Genomic DNA, 23,278 nt, shown 5'->3' on the forward strand with positions numbered 1-23,278 from the left:
CAGACCGTGCACGACCCGCACCCGAATCAATTCGCGCTGCTCGGCCAGCGCCGCTTCGCGCCGTTCTTCTGGGCGCAGTTCCTGGGCGCCGGCAACGACAACCTGTTCAAGTTCGCCTTCACCGTGATGGTGACCTACGGCACGGCGCAGGCCGGCGGCCTCGAGCCCGCGCTGGTGGTGCAGCTGATCGCGGCGCTGTTCATCCTGCCCTTCCTGCTGTTCTCGGCCACCGCCGGCCAGCTCGCCGACAAATACGACAAGGCCACGCTGATCCGCTTCGTCAAGACGCTGGAGATCGTGATCATGGCGCTGGCGCTGTACGGCTTCGCCGCGAAGAGCGTGCCGGTGCTGCTGCTGTGCACCTTCCTGCTCGGCGTGCACTCCACGCTGTTCGGCCCGGTGAAGTACGCCTACCTGCCGCAGCACCTGAGCGAGCGCGAGCTGACCGGCGGCAACGGCATGGTCGAGATGGGCACCTTCGTCGCCATCCTGCTCGGCAACGTGGCCGGCGGCCTGCTGATCGCGGTGCCCGAGGTCGGCGCGCGCTACGTGGCCTGGAGCTGCCTCGCGCTGGCCGTGCTGGGCCGCCTGGCGGCGCAGTTCGTGCCCGCCGCGCCGGCCACCGACGTGGCGCTGCGCATCAACTGGAACCCCTTCACCGAGACCTGGCGCAACCTGAAGCTGGCGCACGAGAACATCGCGGTGTTCCGCTCGCTGCTGGGCATCTCGTGGATGTGGTTCTTCGGCGCGGTGTTCCTGACGCAGTTCCCCGCCTTCGCGAAGGACGTGCTGGGCGGCAACGAGCAGGTGGCCTCGCTGCTGCTGGTGGTGTTCTCGATCGGCATCGCGACCGGCTCGCTGCTGTGCGAGACGCTGTCGCGGCGCCACGTCGAGATCGGCCTGGTGCCCTTCGGCGCCTTCGGCATGAGCGTGTTCGCGATCGACCTGTACTTCGCCTCGCGTTCCGTCGCGCACCCGCCGACGGCGCTGACGCTGGCGCAGTTCGCCGCGCTCGGCGCCAACTGGCGCGTGATGGCCGACCTCGCGCTGCTGGCGCTGTTCGCCGGCCTGTACAGCGTGCCGATGTACGCGCTGATCCAGATGCGCGCCAAGCCCAGCCACCGCTCGCGCGTCATCGCCGCCAACAACATCCTCAATGCCCTCTTCATGATCGGCAGCGCCGCGATGGCCGTGCTGCTGCTGAAGGCCGGCGTCAGCGTGCCGCAGCTCTTCCTGATCACCGGGCTGCTGAACCTGCTCGTCGCGGGTTACATCTTCCTCGTCGTGCCCGAGTACCTGCTGCGCTTCATCGCCTGGGTGGCCACGCGGCTGGTGTACCGCTTCAAGGTGCGCGGCGACGAGCACATCCCGACCGAGGGCGCGGCGATCCTGGTGTGCAACCACGTCAGCTTCGTCGACGCGATCCTGCTGATGGCGGCCAGCCCGCGGCCGATCGCCTTCATCATGGACCACCGCATCTTCAAGACGCCGGTGCTGGGCACGCTGTTCCGGCTGGCCAGGGCGATCCCGATCGCGTCGCAGAAGGAAGACCCGCGCGCCTACGAGCAGGCCTTCGCGCGCGCCCGCGAGGTGCTCGACGGCGGCGACCTGCTGTGCATCTTCCCCGAGGGCGCGATCACGCGCGACGGCTCGCTGGGCGAGTTCAAGGGCGGCGTGATGAAGCTGCTCGAGGCCAACCCGGTGCCGGTGGTGCCGATGGCCTTGCAGAACCTGTGGGGCTCGTTCTTCTCGCGCATCGACGGCAACGCGATGAGCAAGCCGTTCCGGCGCGGCTTCTTCAGCCGCGTCGGGCTGGTGGCGGGCGAGCCGGTGCCGGCCGCGCAGGTCAGTCCCAAGCTCCTGCGCGAGCGCGTCGCCGCACTGCTGGCGAGCTGATCAGCCGCGCAGGAAGGCCGCCAGCGCGTCCGGCAGTTTCGGGAATTTCGGCAGCGGCGGCGGCGATGGCCACGGCGTCGGGCCGCTGCGCGTCAGGCGCTGCGTGATCGCGCGCTTGAGCGGCGGCAGGTGCTCGGCCACGCGCACCACGGCCTGGCGCAGCACGCGCGCCGCCTGGCGGTCGTCGGTGAACAGGCCGACGATCGTGTTGGTGCCGTGGAAGATGGTCCAGGTCTCGCGCCGGTGGCGCGTCTCGTAGGGCAGCAGCACGTCCAGGCTGCCGAGGTCGCGCCCGCCGCGCCGCGCCGCGGCCAGCAGCGCGCTCAACTCGTCGACACCATAGAGGCCGAAGTTATAGCCGTGCGCGGTGACCGGGTGCATGCCCACCGCCGCGTCGCCGACCAGCGCGAAGCGCGGCGCGACGAAGCGCTGCGCGTACACCGCCACCAGCGGGTAGAGGTGGCGCTTGCCGCGCGATTCCAGCGTGCCCAGGCGCTCGCCGAGCTGCTGCTGCACCCAGGCGGTGAAGGCCGCGTCGTCCCAGCGCTGCATTGCCAGCGCCTGGTCGGAGCGGATCGTCAGCACGATCGAGCTTTCGCCGCCGTTCATCGGCAGCACCGCCAGCGTGTGGCCGTGGTGGAAGCACTCCTGCGCCACCGCGCGGTTCGAGGCGCCGTGCGCCATGCGGCAGACGATCACGCTGCGGCCGAAGTCGCGCATCCGCGCGCCGATGCCGGCCTGGCGGCGCGCTTCGGAGAAGCGGCTGTCGGCGGCGACGATCAGCGGCGCGCGCAGCGTGGTTTCGCCGCCGTCGGCGCGCTTGCAGCGCAGCGTCGCGCCAGCGGCGTCGAAGGAAAGGCCCAGCACGCGCGTCGCCGGGCGCAGCTCGATGGCGTCCTGGCCCTGCACCGCCTGCCAGCTCGCGCGGCGGATCACGTGGTTGGCGACCAGCCAGCCGAGTTCGTCCTCGCCCGAGCCCTGCGGGTCGAAGTGCAGCGGCCGGGGGTCGCTGCCGTCGTAGACCTCGGCCGCGCGCAGCGGCGCCACTTCCCCGGCCGGCAGGCGCTCCCACAGGCCGAGCGTGCGCATCAGCGCGGCGGCACGGTGCGTCAGCGCGATGTCGCGGCCGTCGGGCGCGGGCTCGGCCAGCGCGGCGGCGTCCTGCGCGTCGAGTACGATGCTGCGGATGGCGGCGTTCGCCAGGGCGCGCGCCAGCGCCAGGCCGCTGGGGCCGGCGCCGATGATCAGCACGTCGGTGTCGAAAGGGGTTTCCAGCGATGCGGGGATGCGGCGCGTCATGGCGTTCTCGGCGCGTGAGAGGGAAGACGATCATCCGCGCCGCGCGTCGGCGCGGGCCTGACCCGCGTCAAGGCCTGGCGCCGCGTCATACCCATTCGCGTTCGAACGTCAGACTCCGCTCGCCCTGAGCTTGTCGAAGGGCACGCGAGTGCCTCGGTGGGGCTTCGACAAGCTCAGCCCGAACGGGAGGACATTGATACGTTCGAACGCGAATGGGTATCAGACGCCGCGGCGGCGGTCTTCGGCGAACTTCGCCGCGAAGGCCGCGAAGGCGCCGGCGTCCAGCGCCTCGCGCACCTCGCGCATCAGGTTCAGGTAGTAGTGCAGGTTGTGGATGCTGGCGAGCATGGGCCCGAGCATCTCGTTGCAGCGGTCCAGGTGGTGCAGGTAGGCGCGGCTGAAGCCGGCGCAGGCGGGGCAGGCGCAGGTCTCGTCGATGGGCCGCTCGTCGGTCTTGTAGCGCGCGTTGCGCAGGCGCAGGTCGCCGAAGCGGGTGAACAGGTGGCCGTTGCGCGCATTGCGCGTCGGCATCACGCAGTCGAACAGGTCGACGCCGTGGGCCACGCCCTCGACCAGGTCCTCCGGCGTGCCCACGCCCATCAGGTAGCGCGGCTTGCCGGCCGGCAGCCGGTGCGGCGTGTGCGCGACGATGCGGCGCATGTCCTCCTTGGGCTCGCCGACGCTGACGCCGCCGATCGCGTAGCCGGGCAGGTCGAGTTCGACCAGCGCGGCCAGCGACTGCTCGCGCAGCGCCTCGAACATGCCGCCCTGCACGATGCCGAACAGCGCGTTCGGGTTCTCGAGCCGCTCGAACTCCGCCTTGCAGCGCCGCGCCCAGCGCAGGCTCAGTTCCATCGAGGCGCGCGCTTCCTTCTCGGTCGTGACGCGCCCCTTGGTCTCGTAGGGCGTGCACTCGTCGAACTGCATGACGATGTCGCTGTCGAGCACGCGCTGGATCTGCATGCTGACTTCCGGCGTCAGGAACAGCTTGTCGCCGTTGACCGGCGAGGCGAAGCGCACGCCCTCCTCGCTGATCTTGCGCATCTCGCCCAGCGACCAGACCTGGAAGCCGCCGCTGTCGGTGAGTATGGGCTTGCGCCAGCCCTCGAAGCGGTGCAAGCCGCCGAACTGCGCCAGGATGTCCAGCCCCGGCCGCAGCCACAGGTGGAAGGTGTTGCCGAGGATGATCTGCGCGCCCATCGCCTCCAGCGAGGCCGGCATCACGCCCTTGACCGTGCCGTAGGTGCCCACCGGCATGAAGATCGGCGTCTCGACGACGCCGTGGTTCAGCGTCAGCCGGCCGCGGCGGGCGCGGCCTTCGGTGCGCAACAGTTCGAAGCTCAGCATGCGCCGATTGTCGCAGCCGGGTCGGCGCTCACGACCCGACGCGCGCCAGCAGCATCGCGTCGCCGTAGCTGAAGAAGCGGTAGCGCGCGCGGATCGCGTGTGCGTACAGCGCCATCACGCGCTCGTGGCCGGCGAAGGCGCTGACCAGCATCATCAGCGTGCTGCGCGGCAGGTGGAAGTTGGTGACCAGCCGGTCGGCCACGCGGAATTCGAAGCCGGGCGTGATGAAGATGTCGGTCTCGCGCGCGCCGGCCGCCAGCGCGCCGCCGAGTGCCGCCGATTCGAGCGCGCGCAGCGTGGTCGTGCCCACCGCCACCACGCGCCGGCCGGCGGCGCGCGCCGCGGCGACGGCCTCCACCGTGGCTTGCGGCACCTCGAACCACTCGCTGTGCATGCGGTGCTGCGCGAGGTTCTCCACGCGCACCGGCTGGAAGGTGCCGGCGCCGACGTGCAGCGTGACGCCGGCCGTGCGCACGCCGCGCTCGCGCAGCGCGGCCAGCACGCCGGCGTCGAAGTGCAGCGCCGCGGTCGGCGCGGCCACTGCGCCGGGGTGGCGGGCGAACACGGTCTGGTAGCGGCGCTCGTCGTCGGCGTCGTCGGCGTGCGTGATGTAGGGCGGCAGCGGCACGTGGCCGTGGCGCTCGAGCAGCACGAACGGGTCGTCCGGCAGGCGCAGGCGGAACAGCGAGCCGTCCGGCCCGTCGCGGCCCAGCACCTCGGCCTCGAACGACGAACTGCCGTCGGCGCCGGCGAAGCGCAGCATGCCGCCGGGCCGCGGCGACTTGCTGGCGCGCACGTGGGCCAGCACCTCGCGCGGCGGCAGCACGCGCTCGACCAGCGCCTCCACCGCGCCGCCGCTGGCCTTGGCGCCGAGCAGCCGCGCCTTGATGACGCGGGTGTCGTTGAAGACCAGCAGGTCGCCCGCGTCGAGCAGCGCCGGCAGTTCGCGGAACACGCGGTCGACGGGTTCGCTCGCGCGGCCGTCGAGCAGCCGCGAGGCGGAGCGTTCGGGCGCGGGATGCTGGGCGATCAGCCCGGCCGGCAGGTCGAAGTCGAAATCGGCGAGCGTGTAGGAGCGGGGCGGCGCGGGCATGGCGGCGGCAATGGTGCCATGCCGCACCCGGCGCGAACGGTGCCGGGGCTACTTCGCCCGGTGGCTGCAGTTCTTCTTGGTGCAGGCGGCGTACAGCGCCAGCGAGTGCTCCTGCAGATCGAAGCCGCGCGCCGTGGCGACGGCCTTCTGGCGCTTCTCGATCTCGGCGTCGAAGAATTCCTCGACGCGGCCGCAGTCCATGCACACCAGGTGGTCGTGGTGCTTGCCCTCGTTGAGCTCGAACACCGCCTTGCCGGTCTCGAAGTGGTTGCGCGACAGGATGCCGGCCTGCTCGAACTGCATCAGCACGCGGTACACCGTGGCCAGGCCGACGTCGGAGCCTTCGGCGAGCAGGTGTTTGTAGACGTCTTCCGCGCTCATGTGGCGCTGCATGCTGCGCTGGAACACCTCCAGCACCTTGATGCGCGGGAGGGTGGCCTTCAGGCCGCTGTTCTTCAATTCCTCGGCATGGGTCATGGCAGCACTCGCAAGGATCGGCCCGGGCGGTGTCGACCGCTAGAATCCGTCGATCATATCGAGGTTGCCGCCGCCGCGGCGTGCCCGCCCGCAAAACACCATGCCCGCTCGTTTCAGCCGCCTCGCCTGCCTGCCGGCCGCCGCGCTCGTCGCCACGGGCTGCGCCTCGCTGCAGTCGTCCGACAACATCCTCGGCCTGATCACGCCCTACCGCGTCGAGGTGGTGCAGGGCAACGTGGTCACCAAGGAGCAGCTCGCGCTGGTCAAGCCCGGCATGTCGCGCGCCCAGGTGCGCGACGTGCTCGGCTCGCCGCTGCTGACCGACACCTTCCACGCCGACCGCTGGGACTACGTCTTCACGATCCGCCGCCAGGGCGCCGAGCCGCAGTTGCGCCGCATCGTCGCGAAGTTCAACGGCGAGACGCTCGCCAGCATAGACACCAGCGCCGAGCTGCCCGAGGAGCGCGAGTTCGTCGCCTCCATCGACACCTTCAAGGCCTCGCGCAAGGCGCCGACGCTGGCGCTCAGCGAAGAGCAGGTGAAGGCGCTGCCGGTGCCCGAGAAGCCCGCCGCCCCGGCCGCCGAGCCGGTCGGCCCGGCGCGCAGCTACCCGCCGCTGGAGGCGGCGCAGTGAGCGCGCTGCGCGTGGCGGTGGCCGGCGCTTCGGGCCGCATGGGGCGCATGCTGATCGAGGCGGTGCGCGGCGCCGACGACATGGTGCTGGCCGGCGCGCTCGACATCGCCGGCAGCCCCGCGATCGGCCAGGACGCCAGCGCCTTCCTCGGCGCGGCCAGCGGCGTCGCCATCACCGCCGACCTGCGCGCCGGCCTGGCCGACGCGCAGGTGCTGATCGACTTCACGCGCCCCGAGGGCACGCTGGCGCACCTCGAGGCCTGCCGAGCGCTGGGCGTCAAGGCGGTGATCGGCACCACCGGCTTCAGCGAGGCGCAGAAGGCGCAGGTCGCGCAGTACGCGCAGGCCAACGCGATCGTGCTGGCGCCGAACATGAGCGTGGGCGTGAACGTGGTGCTCAAGCTGCTCGAAGTCGCCGCCCGCGCGCTCGAACACGGCTACGACATCGAGGTCATCGAGGCGCACCACCGCCACAAGGTCGACGCGCCCAGCGGCACCGCGCTGAAGATGGGCGAGGTCATCGCCGCGGCGCTCGGCCGCGAGCTGAAGGACTGCGCCGTCTACGCCCGCGAAGGCGTCACCGGCGAGCGCGACCCGTCCAGCATCGGCTTCGCGACGGTGCGCGGCGGCGACATCGTCGGCGACCACACCGTGCTGTTCGCCGGCACCGGCGAGCGCGTCGAGATCCGCCACCAGGCCACCAGCCGCGCCAACTTCGCGCAGGGCAGCCTGCGCGCGGCGCGCTTCCTGGCTTCGCACGACAAGGGCCTGTACGGCATGGACGCGGTGCTCGGCCTGGCCTGACCCGATGGGCGGCCTGCAGCACTTCTGGGAGCAGGGCGACTTCATCACGCGCGGCGTCGCCGCGCTGCTGCTGCTGATGTCGGTCAGCGCCTGGGTGCTGATCTTCTGGAAGGCCTGGCTGCTGCGCCGCGTGCGGCGCGACATCGCGCGCGCCGTGCCGGCGTTCTGGGCCGCGACCACGCTGGCCGACGGGCAGCGCGCGCTGTCCGCCTTCGACCGCGAGGACACGCTCGTGCCGCTGCTGGCCGCCGCCACGGCGCAGGCGCGCGGCGGCACGCTCGAATCGCGCGGCCAGCTCGCCTCGCAGCTCACGCGCCGGCTGCGCGACGCGCTGCACGCGGTGCTGGCGCAGTTGCAGTTCGGCCAGGTGCTGCTCGCCTCGATCGGCAGCACCGCGCCCTTCATCGGCCTGTTCGGCACGGTCTGGGGCATCTACCACGCGCTGGCGGCGATCTCGGCCGCCGGGGCGATCACCATCGAGAAGGTCGCCGGCCCGGTGGGCGAGGCGCTGGTGATGACTGCCGCCGGCCTCGCGGTGGCGATTCCCGCGGTGCTGGCCTACAACGTGTTCGGCAAGCGGGTCGGCGCCTGCGAGGCCGAGCTGGAGGGCTTCGCGCACGACCTGCGCGAGATGGTCGCCGCAGGCGCCGACGCCATCGAGGAGTCCTGACGTGGCCTTCGGCCGCCTCGAACGCAGCGCCGGCCCGCAGCCGATGAGCGACATCAACATGACGCCGCTGATCGACGTGATGCTGGTGCTGCTGGTGGTCTTCATGATCACCGCGCCGCTGATGAGCTCGGCGCTGCGCCTGGAGCTGCCGCGCGCCGAGGGCGCGCAGCCGAGCGAGGCGCCGCGGTCGCTCGAACTGGCGATCGACGCGGCCGGCGCGCTGTTCGTCGCCGGCGCGCCGGTCGACGAGGCCGTGCTGCGCGCGCGCGTGGCCGAGGCGGCGCGCGCCAACCCGGCCACCGAGGTGCAGTTGCGCGCCGACCGCGGCGTGCCCTACGGCCGCGTCGCCGAGCTGATCGGGCTGGTGCAGGCCGGCGGGCTCAGCCGCGTCGGCTTCGTCACCGAAGCGCCGCCGCGCTGAGCGTCGCGGGAGCGCGCGCGAGGGGGCGCTTCCTATAATCGGGCGCCTTTGCAGAAGCGCCGCCGCGCCGCCCCATGAGCCCCGACTTCAAGCCCGCAGAGATCGAGCGCGCCGCCCAGGCCGCCTGGAACGCCGCCGACGCCTACCGGGTCACCGAGGATCCGCGCAAGGCCAAGTTCTACGCCTGCTCGATGCTGCCCTACCCGAGCGGCAAGCTGCACATGGGCCACGTGCGCAACTACACCATCAACGACATGCTCGCGCGCCAGTTGCGCATGAAGGGCATGAACGTGCTGATGCCCATGGGCTGGGACGCCTTCGGCCTGCCGGCCGAGAACGCGGCGATGAAGAACCGCGTGCCGCCGGCGAAGTGGACCTACGACAACATCGCCCACATGAAGGGCCAGATGCAGGCGATGGGCCTGGCCATCGACTGGAGCCGCGAGGTCGCGACCTGCTCGCCCGAGTACTACAGGTGGAACCAGTGGCTGTTCCTGAAGATGCTGGAGGCCGGCATCGCCGAGCGCCGCACGCAGGTGGTCAACTGGGACCCGGTCGACCAGACCGTGCTGGCCAACGAGCAGGTGATCGACGGGCGCGGCTGGCGCTCGGGCGCGCCGGTCGAGAAGCGCGAGATCCCCGGCTACTACCTGAAGATCACGCAGTACGCCGACGAGCTGCTGGAGCACGTGCAGAAGCACCTGCCCGGCTGGCCCGAGCGCGTCAAGCTGATGCAGGAGAACTGGATCGGCCGCAGCGAGGGCGTGCGCTTCGCCTTCCCGCACCGCATCCAGGGCGACGACGGCCAGCCGGTCGGCGGCGGGCGGCTGTACGTCTTCACGACGCGCGCCGACACCATCATGGGCGTGACCTTCTGCGCCGTCGCGCCCGAGCATCCGCTGGCGCTGCACGCGGCGGCGTCCAACCCGGCGGTGGCCGCCTTCATCGCCGAGTGCAAGGCCGGCGGCACCACCGAGGCCGAACTCGCCACGCAGGACAAGAAGGGCGTGCCCACCGGCCTGGTCGTCGAGCACCCGCTGACGCACGAGAAGATCCCGGTGTGGGTGGGCAACTACGTGCTGATGAGCTACGGCGACGGCGCGGTGATGGGCGTGCCCGGCCACGACGAGCGCGACTTCGCGTTCGCGAAGAAGTACGGCATCGACATCCTGCAGGTGATCCACGTCGACGGCGAGCCGCACTTCAGCTACGACCGCTGGCAGGAGTGGTACGCCGACAAGGCGCGCGGCATCACGGTCAACTCCGACCTGTACAGCGGGCTGCACCACGCGCAGGCGGTGGACGCGGTGGCCAAGGCGCTGGCCGCGCGCGGCCTGGGCGAGAAGAAGACCACCTGGCGGCTGCGCGACTGGGGCGTCAGCCGGCAGCGCTACTGGGGCACGCCGATCCCGATCATCCATTGCGATGCGTGCGGCGCGGTGCCGGTGCCCGAGAAGGACTTGCCCGTCGTGCTGCCCGAAGACCTGATCCCCGACGGCTCGGGCAACCCGCTGAACAAGTGCGAGCGCTTCCTGAAGGTCGCCTGCCCGCGCTGCGGCAAGCCGGCGCGCCGCGAGACCGACACGATGGACACCTTCGTGGACAGCTCGTGGTACTTCATGCGCTACTGCGACCCGAAGAACGACCTGGCGATGGTCGGCGCCGGCACGCAGTACTGGATGCCGATGGACCAGTACATCGGCGGCATCGAGCACGCCATCCTGCACCTGCTGTACGCGCGCTTCTGGACCAAGGTGATGCGCGACCTCAAGCTGGTGAAGGTCGACGAGCCCTTCACGCGGCTGCTGACGCAGGGCATGGTGCTCAACCACATCTACTCGCGCAAGAGCGACAAGGGCGGCATCGAGTACTTCTGGCCGCACGAGGTGGAGAACACCTTCGACGCCGAAGGCCGCATCACCGGCGCCAGGCTCAAGAGCGACGGCTCGGCGGTGAGCTACGAAGGCGTGGGCACGATGTCGAAGTCGAAGAACAACGGCGTCGACCCGCAGGACCTGATCGACCGCTACGGCGCCGACACCGCGCGGCTGTTCGTGATGTTCGCCTCGCCGCCCGAGCAGACGCTGGAGTGGAACGACGCCGGCGTCGAGGGCGCGAACCGCTTCCTGCGCCGGCTGTGGAACTTCGGCGCGAAGAACGCCGATGCGCTGCGCGCCGCCGGCGCGGTCGACGCCGCCGCGCTGGGCGACGACGCCAAGGCGCTGCGCCGCGAGGTGCACGGCGTGCTGCGCCAGGTGAGCTACGACTACGAGCGCATGCAGTACAACACCGTCGTCTCCGGCGCGATGAAGCTGCTCAACGCGCTCGAAGCCTGCAAGGGCGACGCCGGCGCGGTGCTGCGCGAAGGCTTCGGCATCCTGCTGCGCGCGCTCTACCCGGCCTGCCCGCACACCACCTGGGTGCTGTGGCAGGCGCTGGGCTACGGCGCGCAGCACGGCGACCTGCTCGACGCACCCTGGCCGCAGGTCGACGAGGCGGCGCTGCTGCAGGAGCGCATCGAGCTGATGCTGCAGGTCAACGGCAAGCTGCGCGGCGCCATCCAGGTGGCGGCCGACGCCGACAAGGCGGCCATCGAGGCGGCGGCGGTCGCCAGCCCCGACTTCCTCAAGTTCTCGCAGGGCCTGGCGATCAAGAAGGTGATCGTGATCGCCGGGCGGCTGGTGAACGTGGTCGTCGGATGAAGCGCAGGGCCGCGCTCGGCGCGCTGGGCCTGAGCGCCCTCGGCGGCTGCGGTTTCGAGCTGCGCCGCGCGCCCGAGCTGCGCTTTCGCTCGGTGCTGCTGTCCGGCTTCAAGCCGAAGTCCACGCTCGAGCGCGAACTGCGCCGCCAGATCGACGCGACGCCGACCACCGTGGTGGTCGACGCGCCGGCGCAGGCGCAGATGGTGCTGGAGGTGATCACCGACACGCGCGAGAAGAGCGTGGTCGCCACCACCGCCTTCGGCCAGGTGCGCGAACTGCAGTTGCGCTCGCGCTTCGGCTTCAAGCTGCGCACCGCGCAGGGCCGCGAGATGATTCCCGCCACCGAGATCCTGCTGTCGCGCGACATGAGCTACAGCGAAACCGCCGCGCTCGCCAAGGAGCAGGAGGAGGAGGCGCTGTACCGCTCGATGCAGAACGACATCGCCGCGCAGGTGCTGCGGCGCCTGGCCTCGGTGCCGGCACCTTGAGGCGGGCCCGCGAGATGCAAGTCCGCGCCGACCAGCTCGCCGCGCACCTCGCCCGGGGCGTCAAGCCGCTGTACACCGTGTGGGGCGACGAGCCGCTGCTGGCGCAGGAGGCCGGCGACGCGATCCGCGCCGCGGCGCGCGCCGCCGGTTGCGGCGAGCGCCAGGTGCACACCGTCAGCGGCGCGCACTTCGACTGGAGCAGCCTGCTCGGCGCCTCGCAGGCGCTGAGCCTGTTCGCGCAGCGGCAGTTGATCGAGATCCGCATCCCGGGCGGCAAGCCGGGCAAGGACGGCTCGGAGGCCTTGCAGCGCTACTGCGAACAACTGAGCGACGACATCGTCACCCTCGTGCAGTTGCCACGCCTGGACCGCAGCCAGCAAAGCAGCGCCTGGTTCGGCGCGCTCGACGCCGCCGGCGTCACGGTGCGTGTCGACCCGGTGGAGCGCAAGGCGCTGCCGCAGTGGATCGCACAGCGCCTGGCCGCGCAGGGCCAGCGTGTGCAGGGCGGCGACGAGGGCCAGCGCACGCTGGCCTTCTTCGCCGACCGCGTCGAAGGCAACCTGCTCGCCGCGCACCAGGAGATCCAGAAGCTCGGCCTGCTCTACCCGGCCGGCGAGCTGGGTTTCGAGCAGGTCGAGGCGGCGGTGCTGAACGTGGCGCGCTACGACGTCTTCAAGCTCGGCGAGGCGGTGCTGGCCGGCCAGGTGGGGCGCGCGCTGCGCATGCTCGAAGGCCTGCAGGCCGAGGGCGAGGCCGCGGTGCTGGTGCACTGGACGCTGGCCGAGGACATCCGCGCCCTGAAGCGCGTGCGCGACGCGGTCGGCGCCGGCAAGCCGCTGCCGATGGCCTTGCGCGAGAACCGCGTCTGGGGCGCGAAGGAACGACTGTTCGAGCGCGCCGTGCCGCTGCTGACCGACAACGCCATCGCCGCGCTGCTCGAAGCGGCGCAGGTCTGCGACGGTCTGGTCAAGGGCCTGCGCCACCCCGACTGGCCGCTCGACGCCTGGGAGGCGCTGCGCCGCCTGGTGCTGATGCTGATCGAGGCGCTGGCGGCGGCGCCGGCCGGCAACGGCCGCTCGCGCGTCGCGGCGCCGCACCTGGCGCTGCGCGCCTGATTCAGTAGCCGCGCGCGCGGTCGACCAGGTGCGCCAGCGGCGCGCCGGCGCGAAAGCGCTTCAGGTTGGCCGCCGCGACCGCCGCCGCGCTGCGCGCATCGGTGGCGGCCGCGACGTGCGGCAGCAGCGTCACCCGGGGGTGCGACCAGTAGCGGTGCTCGCGCGGCAGCGGCTCGGCGTGGAACACGTCGAGCACCGCGTGGCGCAGGTGGCCGGCGTCGAGCGCGGCCAGCAGCGCGGCATCGACCACGTGCGCGCCGCGCGCCAGGTTGACGAGGCTGGCGCCGGGGCGCATCGCGGCCAGCGTCGCGGCGTCGAAGATGCCGCGCGTGGCCGGCGTCAGCGGCAGCAGGTTGATCACCACGGCGGCGTCGGCCAGGCGCGGCGCCAGCGCGCCGTCGCGCGAGCCCCAGGCCGAGACGGTGTAGCCGTTGGCGGCCAGGCGCCGCGCCACCGTCGCGCCCATCTGGCCGCGGCCGAGCACCAGCACCGGCAGCTCGTCGGCGCGCCGCTGCGGATGCGGCTGCCACTGCGTCGCGGCCTGCTGGCGCGCGTAGTCGAAGAAGTCGCGTTGCAGGCTGAGCACCGCCCACAGCGCCGTCTCGGCCATCGCCTCGTTCATCGCCGGATCGACCATGCGCGCGATCGGCACCTGCGCCGGGATGCTCGTGTCGGCGAGCAGCCTGTCGACCCCGGCCCACAGCGACTGGATCAGCGCCAGCTTCGGCAGCCCTTGCAGCGCGCCGGCCGGCGGGTTGGCGACGATGGCCACGTCGACCGCTTCCTCCGGCTCGGTGACCAGGCGCTCGGCCGGCAGTTCGGCGCGCAGCAGCGCGAGCCATTCGTCGCGCTCGCCCGCGTCGAAGCGGCCGGTGAGCAGCACGCTCATGCGCGCTCCAGCGCCGCGCGCAGGCGCGCCAGCGCGTGGCGCAGCGTCTGCTCGCGCACCGCCGTGCGGTCGCCGTCGAGGTGCAGGCACTCGGCATGCGGCGCCTCGCCGGCCCGGGCCAGCGCCAGCCACACCGTGCCCACCGGCTTGCCCGGCACCGCGCCGCCCGGCCCGGCGATGCCGGTGACGGCCAGCGCCCACTGCGCGCGCGAGTGCGCCAGCGCGCCCTCGGCCATCGCGCAGGCCACCGGCTCGCTGACCGCGCCGTGCGCGGCGATCAGCGCGGCCGGCACGCCCAGGCACTCGCTCTTGGCCTCGTTCGAGTAGGTCACGAAGCCGCGCTCGAACCAGTCGCTGGAGCCGGCCACCGAGGTGCAGGCCGCGGCGATCAGCCCGCCGGTGCACGATTCGGCCGCCGCCAGCTTGTCGCCGCGCGCGCGCAGCGCCTCGCCGAGCGCCAGCACCTCGGCCTCGAAGCGCCTCATCACCACCACCTCCACAGCGCGATCACGAGCAGCGTGCACAGCGCCGCCACCAGGTCGTCGAACAGGATGCCGAAGCCCTGCGCCCAGCCGATGCCCTGGCCGGCGCGCTGCTTGAAGAGCTTGTCGGCCCAGGCCACCGGCCCGGGCTTGGCGGCGTCGAAGTAGCGGAACAGCGCGAAGGCCACGGCCTGCCCGAAAAAACCCATCGGCATCGCCAGCCACAGCACCAGCCAGAAGGCGAGCACCTCGTCCCACACGATCGCACCGGGGTCGGCCACGGCCATGTGGCGCGCGGTCAGCGTGCAGGCCCACCAGCCGAGCACGAAGCCGGCGGCCATCACGAGGCCCCACTGCGCGTCGTCGAAGCCGGGGCGCAGGACCGCGTAGGCGGCCCAGGCCCACAGCGTGCCCACCGTGCCCGGCGCCCAGGGCGCGAGGCCGGCGCCGAAGCCGAGCGCGATCGGGCGCGCCGGGTGCGCGAACATGAAGCGCCAGGTCGGCCGCATGGGTTCTCAGCTCCGGAAGTGGTCGAAGGAGCCGAAGCTGTCGGCCACGGCGCGGCCGTCGCGGTCGACCAGGCGCAGCCCCGGGCCGGCCTCGATGCGGCCGATGCGCGTCACCGCCGTCTGCGCCGCGCGGCCGGCCGCGCGGACCTGCTCGGCCCGCGCGGCCGGCGTGGTGAACAGCAGCTCGTAGTCGTCGCCGCCGGCCAGCGTGCATTCGCGTTGCAGCGCCGGCGGCTGCGCGGCCAGCACGGCGCTGCGCGGCACGGCGTCGACCTCGACGACGGCGCCGACGCCCGAGCGGCGCAGGATGTGGGCGAGGTCGCCGAGCAGGCCGTCGGAGACGTCGATCGCGCTCGTCGCCACGCCGCGCAGCGCGAGGCCCAGCGCGATGCGCGGCTGCGGCCGCTCCATCGCCGCGCGCACCGCCTCGAAGGCCCGCGCGTCCAGGCTCGCCGTGCCGCGAAACACCTCCAGCGCGAGGCGCGCGTCGCCGGGCGCGCCGCTGATCCACAGATCGTCGCCGGGGCGCGCGCCCGAGCGCAGCAGCGCGCCGCCCGCGGGCAGCTCGCCCATCACGGTGATGCAGATCGCCAGCGGCCCCTGCGTGGTGTCGCCGCCGGCCAGCTCGATGGCGTGCGCGTCGGCGAGCGCGAACAGGCCGCGCGCGAAGCCTTCCAGGAAGCGCTCGTCGGCGCGCGGCAGCGCCAGCGCGAGCGTGAAGGCCAGCGGCTGCGCGCCGCAGGCGGCGAGGTCGCTGAGGTTGACCGCCAGCGCCTTGTGGCCGAGCCGGTCGGGCGCCACGGTGGACAGGAAGTGCCGGCCCTCGACCAGCATGTCGCTGGACACCGCGAGCTGCATGCCCGGCGCCGGCGCGAGCAGCGCGCAGTCGTCGCCGATGCCGAGCGCGGCGCGGCGCACCGGGCGGGTGAAGTACTTCGCGATCAGGTCGAATTCGCCGAGGGACATGCGGCGATTGTCGCCGCGTACGCATCCCGTTCGGGCCGGGCCCTTCGACAGGCTCAGGGCGAACGGGGGCTGTGTCAGGCCTCGCGCAGCAGGTTGGCCAGCTCGACGGCCGAGCGCACGTCCATCTTCTCGAACACGCGCGCGCGGTGGACCTCGACGGTGCGCACGCTGATGTCCAGTTCGTCGGCGATCAGCTTGTTGGGCCGTCCCTCGACCACCAGGCGCATCACCTCGCGCTCGCGCTCGGTCAGCTCGCCCAGGCGGCGGCGCACGCCCTCGCGGCCCAGGCGCGCGTGGATCGCCGCCTCGCTGAGCGCGAGCGCCTGCTCGATGCGGTCGACCAGCGTGTTGTCGGAGAACGGCTTCTCGACGAAGTCGAAGGCGCCGCGCTTGACGGCGGCCACCGCGGTCGGCACGTCGCCGTGGCCGGTCAGGAAGATCACCGGCAGTGCCGCGATCAGCCCGCGCTCGACCAGGCGCTCGAACAGCGACAGCCCGCTCATGCCGGGCATGCGCACGTCCAGCAGCAGGCAGCTCGGCGAGCGCGGCCACTCGGCCAGCGCGGCAGGCGGCTTGGCGTCGAGCATCGCCTCGAAGGCCTCGGCGCTGGCGAAGCCCTCGCACAGCAGGCGGCGCGAGCGCAGCAGCCAGCCGAGCGCGTCGCGCACGACGTCCTCGTCGTCGACGAGGTACACGATGGGCAGTCCGAGCGGGGAGGCGGTGGCGTTCATCGGGGGACCGCGGCGGCGTGCCCGGCCGTCCGGGCCGGGCGCTCGCCGCCGTCGGCCGGAAGGGTAAACCGGAATTCGGTGCCCGGGCCGCCCGCCGCCTCGGCCAGCGCGACAAAATCGAGCGCGCCGCCGTGCTGCTCGATCACCGTGCGGCACAGGCTCAGGCCCAGGCCCATGCCCTCGCGGCGCGTCGTGAAGAAGGGCGTGAACAGGCGCGCCGCCACGTCGGCGGGAATGCCCGGGCCGTGGTCGATCACGCTGAAGCTCACCCAGCGCGCATGGGTCTGCCGGGCTTTCAGCGTCAGCACGCGCCGCGCCGGCTCGGTGCTGTCTTCCATCGCCTGGATGCCGTTGCGCGTCAGGTTGAGCAGCACCTGCTCGACCATCGTGCGGTCGCACACCACGCGCGGCGACGGGTCGGGCAGGTCGATCTCGATGCGCGTGCCGCTCTTGCGCGCCTGCAGCTTGACCAGCGGCATCACCGCGTCGAACAGCAGGTCGGCGCGCAGCGCCTCGCGCGCCTGCTCGCGGCGGCGCACGAAGTCGTGCACGCTCTTGATCACGCGCCCGGCGCGCTCGGCCTGCTCGGCGATGCGCTGCGCGGCCTGACGCAGCATCGTCTCGGTCTCGGCTTCGGCCGGCGCGCCGGGTTCGGGGTTCGGGCCGAGCAGGTTCAGCGAGCCGGCCGCGTAGCTGGCGATCGCCGTCAGCGGCTGGTTCAGCTCGTGGCTGAGCAGCGAGGCCATCTCGCCCACCGTGGCCAGCCGCGCGCTGGCCTGCAGGCGCTCCTGCTGCTGGCGCGACAGTTCCTCGGCGCGGCGCTGCGCGCTCAGGTCGAGCACGCTGCTCATCCAGCCGGTGTGCTGGCCCTGGCCGTCGACCAGCGGCGCTTCGAAGATCAGCACCGGAAAACGCTCGCCGTTGCGGCGCATGAACACGGTCTCGAAGCCGGCGCGCGCCTCCTGCTCGCTGCGCCCCGGCCTCATGGCCGGGCCGCCCAGGCGCGCGCTCTGGCGGCGCGTGTACTCGTCGGCCAGCTCGGGCGGCCAGTAGGGCGGCGTGGCCGGCGCCATCAGCTCGTCGGCGCTGAAGCCGACCATCTCGCAGAAGGCCGGGTTGACGTGCGTGATGTGTCCGCTCAGGTCGCGCGCGCGCAGGCCGGTGACCAGCGAATCCTCCATCGCCTTGCGGAAGGCGAGCGCTTCGGCGAGCCGCGCCTCGGCGGCGGCGCGGCGGCGCACGTCGCGCGCCAGCAGCATCACCACCACCGCGAGCGCGAGCGACAGGCCCAGCACCAGCGCCACCGCGAGGTTGGGGATCAGGCTGGGCGTGCCGCGCGTGCTGTCGACGCGCAGTTGCAGCGGCTGGCCGGGCAGGTCGACGATGCGCTCGGCGACGAACACGCCGCCGCCGCGGCGCACGCCGGCGCGCGCCAGCCGCGTGCCGTCGCCCTCGACGAACGACAGCTCGTGGCCGCGGATCATCTCGGCGCCGACCGCTTCCTCCAGCAGCTCGCCGAGCGCGAAGGTCGCCACCACCGCGCCGTCGGAGCGGCCGGCGCGCTGCGCCGGGATGCACAGGTCGATGACCTCCAGCCCGAGCCCGTCGGCCAGCGGCACGAAGTAGCTGCGCGAGAACGTCGGCGTGGTGATGCGCCGCGCGCCGGCGCAGGCGAGCTGCGCCTCCAGTTCGATGGCGCCGCGCGCGATGCGGCCGAAGATCGGGCCCTGGTAGGGCGAGTCGACGGCGTCGGTGACGTGCAGCGCCTCATCGCGCCGCTCGATGCGCATCAGCTCGCGCCGCGTGTGCAGCAGCGCGGCCGCCTCGGCGCGCCAGCGCGTCGCGTCGGGGTCGTTCCATTGCAGCGCCTGCAGGCTCTGCAACTGGCGCGCGAGCGTCTGCCGCACGTCGGCGGCGGCGCTGGCGGCGGCGGCCTCGACCTGGTCCTGCGCGCGCACGCGCTCGTAGTTGGCGGTCAGGAAGACGAGCAGCGACTGCGCCACCGCCAGCAGAGCCACCAGCGCGCCCCACAGCGCGAGGCGGCGGCTGCGCGGGCGCGCGGGCGCGGCGGAGGGCTCTTTCATGGGCGCAGTATTCATTCCGCCGGGTCAAAACAGATACGCACTTTCGCGCATGGCCGGGTGCCGCCGGCGGGCCGACACTGCGCAGCCGCGGCGTCCGCTGCTCCTACAATCCGCTCCCCCCGCCGCGCGGCGCACACGAACACCACACGCGAGACAAGCCATGTCGACTCCCGAAGACAAGCGCGCCGAACTGAAGAAGGCGGCGCTGGAGTACCACGAGTTTCCGACGCCGGGCAAGATTGCCATCGCGGCGACCAAGCAACTGGTCAACCAGCACGACCTGTCGCTGGCGTACTCGCCGGGGGTGGCGGCGGCCTGCGAGGAGATCGTGGCCGACGCGGCCAACGCGTTTCGCTACACCTCGCGCGGCAACCTGGTGGCGGTGATCACCAACGGCACCGCCGTGCTCGGGCTGGGCGACATTGGCCCGCTGGCGGCCAAGCCGGTGATGGAAGGCAAGGGCGTGCTGTTCAAGAAGTTCGCCGGCATCGACGTGTTCGACATCGAGGTCAACGAGAAGAACCTCGACAAGCTGGTGGACATCATCGCCGCGCTCGAACCCACCTTCGGCGGCGTCAACCTCGAGGACATCAAGGCGCCGGACTGCTTCTACGTCGAGCGCAAGCTGCGCGACCGCATGAAGATCCCGGTCTTCCACGACGACCAGCACGGCACCGCCATCGTGGTCGGCGCGGCGTTGATGAACGCGCTGAAGGTGGCCGGCAAGGACATCAAGAAGGCCAAGCTCGTGTCCTCCGGCGCGGGCGCCGCGGCGCTGGCCTGCCTGGGGCTGCTGGTCAAGCTCGGGCTGCCGCGCGAGAACATCTGGGTCACCGACCTGGCCGGCGTGGTCTACGAGGGCCGCACCGAGCTGATGGACGAGGACAAGGCCTTCTTCGCGCAGAAGACCGCGCAGCGCACGCTGGCCGAGGCCATCGTCGGCGCCGACATCGTGCTCGGCCTGTCGGCCGGCGGCGTGGTCAAGAAGGAGATGATCGCCACGATGGCCGCGCGGCCCATCGTCTTCGCGCTGGCCAACCCGACCCCGGAGATCCTGCCGGAAGAGGTCAAGGCCGTGCGCGACGACGCCATCATCGCCACCGGCCGCACCGACTACCCGAACCAGGTCAACAACGTCCTGTGCTTCCCGTACATCTTCCGCGGCGCGCTCGACTGCGGCGCCACCACGGTGACCGACGAGATGGAGATCGCCGCGGTGCACGCGATCGCCGAGCTGGCGCAGGCCGAGCAGAGCGAGGTGGTGGCCGCCGCCTATTCGGGCGCGACGCTGAGCTTCGGGCCCGAGTACCTGATCCCCAAGCCCTTCGACCCGCGCCTGATGATGAAGATCGCGCCGGCGGTGGCCAAGGCCGCCGCCGACTGCGGCGTGGCGCTGCGCCCGATCGCCGACCACGACGCCTACCGCGAGAAGCTGCACACCTTCGTCTACGCCTCGGGCCAGACGATGAAGCCGATCTTCGCGCTGGCCAAGCGCGCCGCCGCGCGCCGCGTCGCCTACGCCGAGGGCGAGGAGGAGCGCGTGCTGCGCGCGGTGCAGGTGGTGGCCGACGAGGGCCTGGCGCGCCCGACGCTGATCGGCCGCCCGGCGGTGATCGCGCAGCGCGTCGAGCGCTTCGGGCTGCGCCTGAAGGAAGGCGTGGACTACGACGTCGTCAACGTCGAGCGCGACGACCGCTACCGCGACTTCTGGCAGACCTACCACCGCATGACCGAGCGCAAGGGCGTGACGGTGCAGGTGGCCAAGATCGAGATGCGCCGGCGCCTGACGCTGATCGGCTCGATGCTGCTGCACAAGGGCGAGGTCGACGGCATGCTGTGCGGCACCTGGGGCACCACCGCCTCGCACCTGTTCTACATCGACCAGGTGATCGGCAAGCGCCCGGGCGGCCCGGGCGGCGCGCGCGGCGCGAGCGTCTACGCCTGCATGAACGGGCTGATGCTGCCGGGGCGGCAGGTCTTCCTGGTCGACACGCACGTCAACGCCGAGCCCAGCGCCGCGGAGCTGGCCGAGATCACCGTGATGGCCGCCGAGGAGATGCTGCGCTTCGGCGTCGAGCCCAAGGCGGCGCTGCTGTCGCACTCGAACTTCGGCACCAGCGAGCACCCCAGCGCGGTGAAGATCCGCGGCACGCTGGCGCTGCTGCGCGAGCAGGCGCCGTGGCTGCAGGTGGACGGCGAGATGCACGGCGACGTGGCGCTCGACGGCGCGCTGCGCCAGACGCTGATGCCCCACAGCACGCTCAAGGGCGACGCCAACCTGCTGGTGCTGCCCAACATCGACGCCGCCAACATCGCCTACAACCTGCTCAAGACGGCCGCCGGCGGCGGCATCGCGATCGGCCCGGTGCTGCTCGGCGCCGCCAAGCCCGTGCACGTGCTGACCCCCTCGGCCACCGTGCGCCGCATCGTCAACATGACCGCCCTGACCGTCGCAGACGCCAACGCCGGACGCTGACACCGTTCGGTCATGCAGTTCGATTGAACGGCGCCGCGCGCCCGTGAAGCACCACGGTGGCGCGGGGGCATTGCTGCGGCGCGCAAGCTGTCACACGCCTGTTGCGGTGGACCACCGCGCTGCGTATTTTTCGATGGAATGGCCGTTTCGGAGATTGTGAGCGCAAACTCACAATCCATGACCATTGCCCGATTTTGTGGCAGTGACTTGTGATTTCCCGTCCATTTCGCTACCATTCCAGCTTCTGGATTCAGGGATTACCCGTGTCTTCCTTCGGTCGGTCACTGCGGTGGCGTGGGCTTCGGCAAGCGGGGCTGGCGGTCGTGGTGGCGGCGGCAGGCGTGGCCGGTGCAATGCTTCCGAACGGAGCGGCGCAGGCCAGGGAGTCGGCTGCGGCGGCCGTCGTGGCGCTCGCCGAACTGCCGCCCGAGGCCGTGAAGACACATCGGCTGATCCTGTCCGGCGGGCCGTTTCCGTATTCCAAGGACGGCTCGGTGTTCGGCAACCGCGAACGGATGCTGCCGCCGCAAAAGCGGGGCTTCTATCGCGAGTACACCGTCAGGACACCGGGCGCCAGGAACCGCGGCGCCCGGCGGATCGTCTGCGGCGGCCAGCCCACCGCGCCTGAAGCCTGCTACTACAGCGCCGACCACTACGCGAGCTTTCGCCGCATCGTGGAGTGATCGGCACGGGATCTGGTGAAACAACGAGGAACGAGACCATGCTCTTGCAGACCGTCCGTCCGAACATCGTGCAGGCCATCCGCGCCTACCGCGTGGAGGACTTGATGGCCGCCGCCGAAGGCGCCGGCCAGCATTTCCTCTATGCGAACCTGTCTTCGGCGCAGTCGAAGCAGGAGGTGCTCGAGGCCATCGCCCAGGCGTTCATGTTCCCCGCCCATTTCGGCAAGAACCTGGACGCGCTCTACGACTGCATGACCGACCTGGTGCACAAGGCCGGCACGCAGCCGGGCTTCGTGGTGGTGCTGGAGCAACTGCCCGACAACCCGCGCTTCGACCGCGAGGCGCGCGAGCAGCTTCTCGACGTGTTCCGCGACGCCGCCGACTACTGGGGCGAGCGACGAATACCATTCAGGTGCTTCTATTCTTTTCAGTAGCCCGCTCCCAGGAACAAGGGTCATGGGAGCGGGCGACGGAAACGACCCAGAACGTCGCCGGCAAGCCGGCCGCCAAGAACGCGGCCAATGCCAGCTTCGGCATGAACATGCCGATGATGAGCAGCGCCTTCGACACCGCGATGTGGCTGAACGCCGCCTGATCGCGCGCTGACGTTCTTCTCGGATGACGGCGGCCTTTCGGCCGCCGTTTTCATTGCGGCGCCACCGTGCGAGGAATGCGCCGCGCCAGCGCGAGGTACTCGGCCACCGGCACCTCCTCGGCGCGGCGTTGCAGATCGAAATCGCCGGCGGCGCCGCGCGCGTCCAGCCAGCGCCCGAGCGTGTGGCGCAGCAGCTTGCGGCGCTGCGAGAAGGCCACCGTGACCAGCTCGCCGAGCAGCGCGGCGTCGACCTGTTCGACGCCCGGCAGCGGCTGCATGCGCACCACCGCCGAGTCGACGCGCGGCGGCGGCTCGAAGGCCTCGGGCGGCACGTCGAGGATGGCCTCGATGTCGTAGCGCCATTGCAGCATCACGCTCAAGCGCCCGTAGTCCTTGCCGCCCGGCGCGGCGGCCATGCGTTCGACCACTTCCTTTTGCAGCATGAAGGTCTGGTCGATCACGCGGTTCGCCACCGGCAGCAGGTGGAACAGGATCGGCGAGGAGATGTTGTAGGGCAGGTTGCCGACCACGCGCAGCTTGCCACCGGCTTGCCCGGCCAGCGCGGCGAAGTCGACCGTCAGCACGTCGGCCTCGATCACGTCGAGCCGAGGCTCGCGGCGCAGCTTCGCGGCGAGGTCGCGGTCGAGTTCGATCACGGTGAGCCGCCCGCAGCGTTCCAGCAGCGGCTGCGTCATCGCACCCAGGCCGGGGCCGATCTCGACGATGGCCTCGCCGGGGCGCGGATCGATCGCCGCGACGATCGCGTCGATCACTGCCGTGTCGGCCAGGAAGTGCTGTCCGAAGCGCTTGCGCGCCTGATGGAGCCCCTCGGCCGGCGGGTACGCCGGTCGATCCCCCGAGGGGATACGGGCCGGCTCGGGAGCGGCCCGGCGCTCGGCCCGCGGCTTCTGCGCCATC

Annotated in this window: 23 protein-coding genes; 12 read left to right on the forward strand and 11 right to left on the reverse strand. The window is 71.9% G+C overall.

What is annotated here, in order from left to right; genetic code table 11:
* Window positions 1-6: 6 nt before the first annotated feature.
* The gene (locus QM792_RS03120; protein ID WP_415147721.1) at window positions 7-1,896 is read left to right on the forward strand and encodes an MFS transporter; all 1,890 of its coding nucleotides are present in this window, start codon (window positions 7-9) and stop codon (window positions 1,894-1,896) included.
* Here the strand turns inward: QM792_RS03120 and ubiM are convergent, their stop codons facing one another.
* The 4 genes from ubiM to fur form a co-directional block, all read right to left on the reverse strand.
* Entirely contained in the window at window positions 1,897-3,195 is a 1,299-nt protein-coding gene (gene ubiM, locus QM792_RS03125; RefSeq protein ID WP_415147722.1) for a 5-demethoxyubiquinol-8 5-hydroxylase UbiM, read from the reverse strand.
* A 219-nt stretch (window positions 3,196-3,414) separates the two neighbouring features.
* Entirely contained in the window at window positions 3,415-4,542 is a 1,128-nt protein-coding gene (gene tgt, locus QM792_RS03130) for a tRNA guanosine(34) transglycosylase Tgt (RefSeq protein WP_415147723.1), read from the reverse strand.
* Between the two features lie 28 nt (window positions 4,543-4,570).
* A complete protein-coding gene (gene queA, locus QM792_RS03135; protein ID WP_415147724.1) occupies window positions 4,571-5,635 on the reverse strand; it encodes a tRNA preQ1(34) S-adenosylmethionine ribosyltransferase-isomerase QueA in 1,065 nt (354 codons plus the stop codon).
* A 48-nt stretch (window positions 5,636-5,683) separates the two neighbouring features.
* Window positions 5,684-6,112 (reverse strand): ferric iron uptake transcriptional regulator, encoded by a 429-nt coding sequence (fur, locus tag QM792_RS03140; protein ID WP_415147725.1) that lies wholly within the window; start codon window positions 6,110-6,112, stop codon window positions 5,684-5,686.
* 100 nt (window positions 6,113-6,212) lie between these two features.
* Between fur and QM792_RS03145 the strand changes: the two genes are divergently transcribed.
* The 7 genes from QM792_RS03145 to holA all read left to right on the forward strand — a co-directional run bounded on the left by QM792_RS03145 (window position 6,213) and on the right by holA (window position 12,945).
* Window positions 6,213-6,746 carry an outer membrane protein assembly factor BamE gene (locus QM792_RS03145; RefSeq protein WP_415147726.1) on the forward strand — a complete coding sequence of 178 codons (534 nt, stop codon included), beginning with the start codon at window positions 6,213-6,215 and terminating at the stop codon, window positions 6,744-6,746.
* Window positions 6,743-7,549 carry a 4-hydroxy-tetrahydrodipicolinate reductase gene (gene dapB, locus QM792_RS03150; protein WP_415147727.1) on the forward strand — a complete coding sequence of 269 codons (807 nt, stop codon included), beginning with the start codon at window positions 6,743-6,745 and terminating at the stop codon, window positions 7,547-7,549. Before QM792_RS03145 ends, dapB begins: the two co-directional genes overlap by 4 nt.
* 4 nt (window positions 7,550-7,553) lie before the next feature.
* Window positions 7,554-8,219, forward strand: coding sequence for a MotA/TolQ/ExbB proton channel family protein (locus QM792_RS03155; RefSeq protein WP_415147728.1), 666 nt, complete (start codon window positions 7,554-7,556; stop codon window positions 8,217-8,219).
* Between the two features lies 1 nt (window position 8,220).
* The gene (locus tag QM792_RS03160) at window positions 8,221-8,640 is read left to right on the forward strand and encodes an ExbD/TolR family protein (RefSeq protein WP_415147729.1); all 420 of its coding nucleotides are present in this window, start codon (window positions 8,221-8,223) and stop codon (window positions 8,638-8,640) included.
* 74 nt (window positions 8,641-8,714) lie between these two features.
* Window positions 8,715-11,342 carry a leucine--tRNA ligase gene (gene leuS, locus QM792_RS03165; protein WP_415147730.1) on the forward strand — a complete coding sequence of 876 codons (2,628 nt, stop codon included), beginning with the start codon at window positions 8,715-8,717 and terminating at the stop codon, window positions 11,340-11,342.
* On the forward strand, window positions 11,339-11,830 hold the full coding sequence (gene lptE / locus QM792_RS03170) for an LPS assembly lipoprotein LptE (protein ID WP_415147731.1): 492 nt from the start codon (window positions 11,339-11,341) through the stop codon (window positions 11,828-11,830). The genes leuS and lptE overlap by 4 nt, the downstream gene beginning before the upstream one ends.
* A 14-nt stretch (window positions 11,831-11,844) precedes the next feature.
* A complete protein-coding gene (gene holA / locus QM792_RS03175) occupies window positions 11,845-12,945 on the forward strand; it encodes a DNA polymerase III subunit delta (protein WP_415147732.1) in 1,101 nt (366 codons plus the stop codon).
* A 1-nt stretch (window position 12,946) separates the two neighbouring features.
* Here the strand turns inward: holA and QM792_RS03180 are convergent, their stop codons facing one another.
* The 6 genes from QM792_RS03180 to QM792_RS03205 all read right to left on the reverse strand — a co-directional run bounded on the left by QM792_RS03180 (window position 12,947) and on the right by QM792_RS03205 (window position 18,606).
* The gene (locus tag QM792_RS03180; protein WP_415147733.1) at window positions 12,947-13,834 is read right to left on the reverse strand and encodes a 2-hydroxyacid dehydrogenase; all 888 of its coding nucleotides are present in this window, start codon (window positions 13,832-13,834) and stop codon (window positions 12,947-12,949) included.
* Entirely contained in the window at window positions 13,831-14,319 is a 489-nt protein-coding gene (locus tag QM792_RS03185) for a CinA family protein (RefSeq protein ID WP_415147734.1), read from the reverse strand. The genes QM792_RS03180 and QM792_RS03185 overlap by 4 nt, the downstream gene beginning before the upstream one ends.
* Window positions 14,319-14,825: a phosphatidylglycerophosphatase A gene (locus QM792_RS03190; protein ID WP_415147735.1), complete on the reverse strand. Its 507-nt coding sequence runs from the start codon at window positions 14,823-14,825 to the stop codon at window positions 14,319-14,321. Before QM792_RS03190 ends, QM792_RS03185 begins: the two co-directional genes overlap by 1 nt.
* A gap of 6 nt (window positions 14,826-14,831) precedes the next feature.
* The gene (gene thiL, locus QM792_RS03195) at window positions 14,832-15,791 is read right to left on the reverse strand and encodes a thiamine-phosphate kinase (protein ID WP_415147736.1); all 960 of its coding nucleotides are present in this window, start codon (window positions 15,789-15,791) and stop codon (window positions 14,832-14,834) included.
* 74 nt (window positions 15,792-15,865) lie between these two features.
* The gene (locus QM792_RS03200; RefSeq protein ID WP_415147737.1) at window positions 15,866-16,522 is read right to left on the reverse strand and encodes a response regulator transcription factor; all 657 of its coding nucleotides are present in this window, start codon (window positions 16,520-16,522) and stop codon (window positions 15,866-15,868) included.
* Entirely contained in the window at window positions 16,519-18,606 is a 2,088-nt protein-coding gene (locus QM792_RS03205) for a sensor histidine kinase (protein ID WP_415147738.1), read from the reverse strand. Before QM792_RS03205 ends, QM792_RS03200 begins: the two co-directional genes overlap by 4 nt.
* A 160-nt stretch (window positions 18,607-18,766) precedes the next feature.
* Between QM792_RS03205 and QM792_RS03210 the strand changes: the two genes are divergently transcribed.
* The 4 genes from QM792_RS03210 to QM792_RS03225 all read left to right on the forward strand — a co-directional run bounded on the left by QM792_RS03210 (window position 18,767) and on the right by QM792_RS03225 (window position 22,360).
* Window positions 18,767-21,082 (forward strand): NADP-dependent malic enzyme, encoded by a 2,316-nt coding sequence (locus QM792_RS03210; protein WP_415147739.1) that lies wholly within the window; start codon window positions 18,767-18,769, stop codon window positions 21,080-21,082.
* A 353-nt stretch (window positions 21,083-21,435) separates the two neighbouring features.
* Window positions 21,436-21,765: a ribonuclease domain-containing protein gene (locus QM792_RS03215; RefSeq protein ID WP_415147893.1), complete on the forward strand. Its 330-nt coding sequence runs from the start codon at window positions 21,436-21,438 to the stop codon at window positions 21,763-21,765.
* Window positions 21,762-22,199 carry a barstar family protein gene (locus tag QM792_RS03220; RefSeq protein ID WP_415147740.1) on the forward strand — a complete coding sequence of 146 codons (438 nt, stop codon included), beginning with the start codon at window positions 21,762-21,764 and terminating at the stop codon, window positions 22,197-22,199. The genes QM792_RS03215 and QM792_RS03220 overlap by 4 nt, the downstream gene beginning before the upstream one ends.
* Window positions 22,178-22,360 (forward strand): hypothetical protein, encoded by a 183-nt coding sequence (locus QM792_RS03225; RefSeq protein ID WP_415147741.1) that lies wholly within the window; start codon window positions 22,178-22,180, stop codon window positions 22,358-22,360. The genes QM792_RS03220 and QM792_RS03225 overlap by 22 nt, the downstream gene beginning before the upstream one ends.
* A gap of 50 nt (window positions 22,361-22,410) precedes the next feature.
* Here the strand turns inward: QM792_RS03225 and rsmA are convergent, their stop codons facing one another.
* On the reverse strand, window positions 22,411-23,277 hold the full coding sequence (gene rsmA / locus QM792_RS03230; RefSeq protein WP_415147742.1) for a 16S rRNA (adenine(1518)-N(6)/adenine(1519)-N(6))-dimethyltransferase RsmA: 867 nt from the start codon (window positions 23,275-23,277) through the stop codon (window positions 22,411-22,413).
* Window position 23,278 lies beyond the last annotated feature (1 nt).

Source organism: Piscinibacter sp. (genome assembly GCF_047600445.1).
GTDB lineage: Bacteria > Pseudomonadota > Gammaproteobacteria > Burkholderiales > Burkholderiaceae_C > Piscinibacter.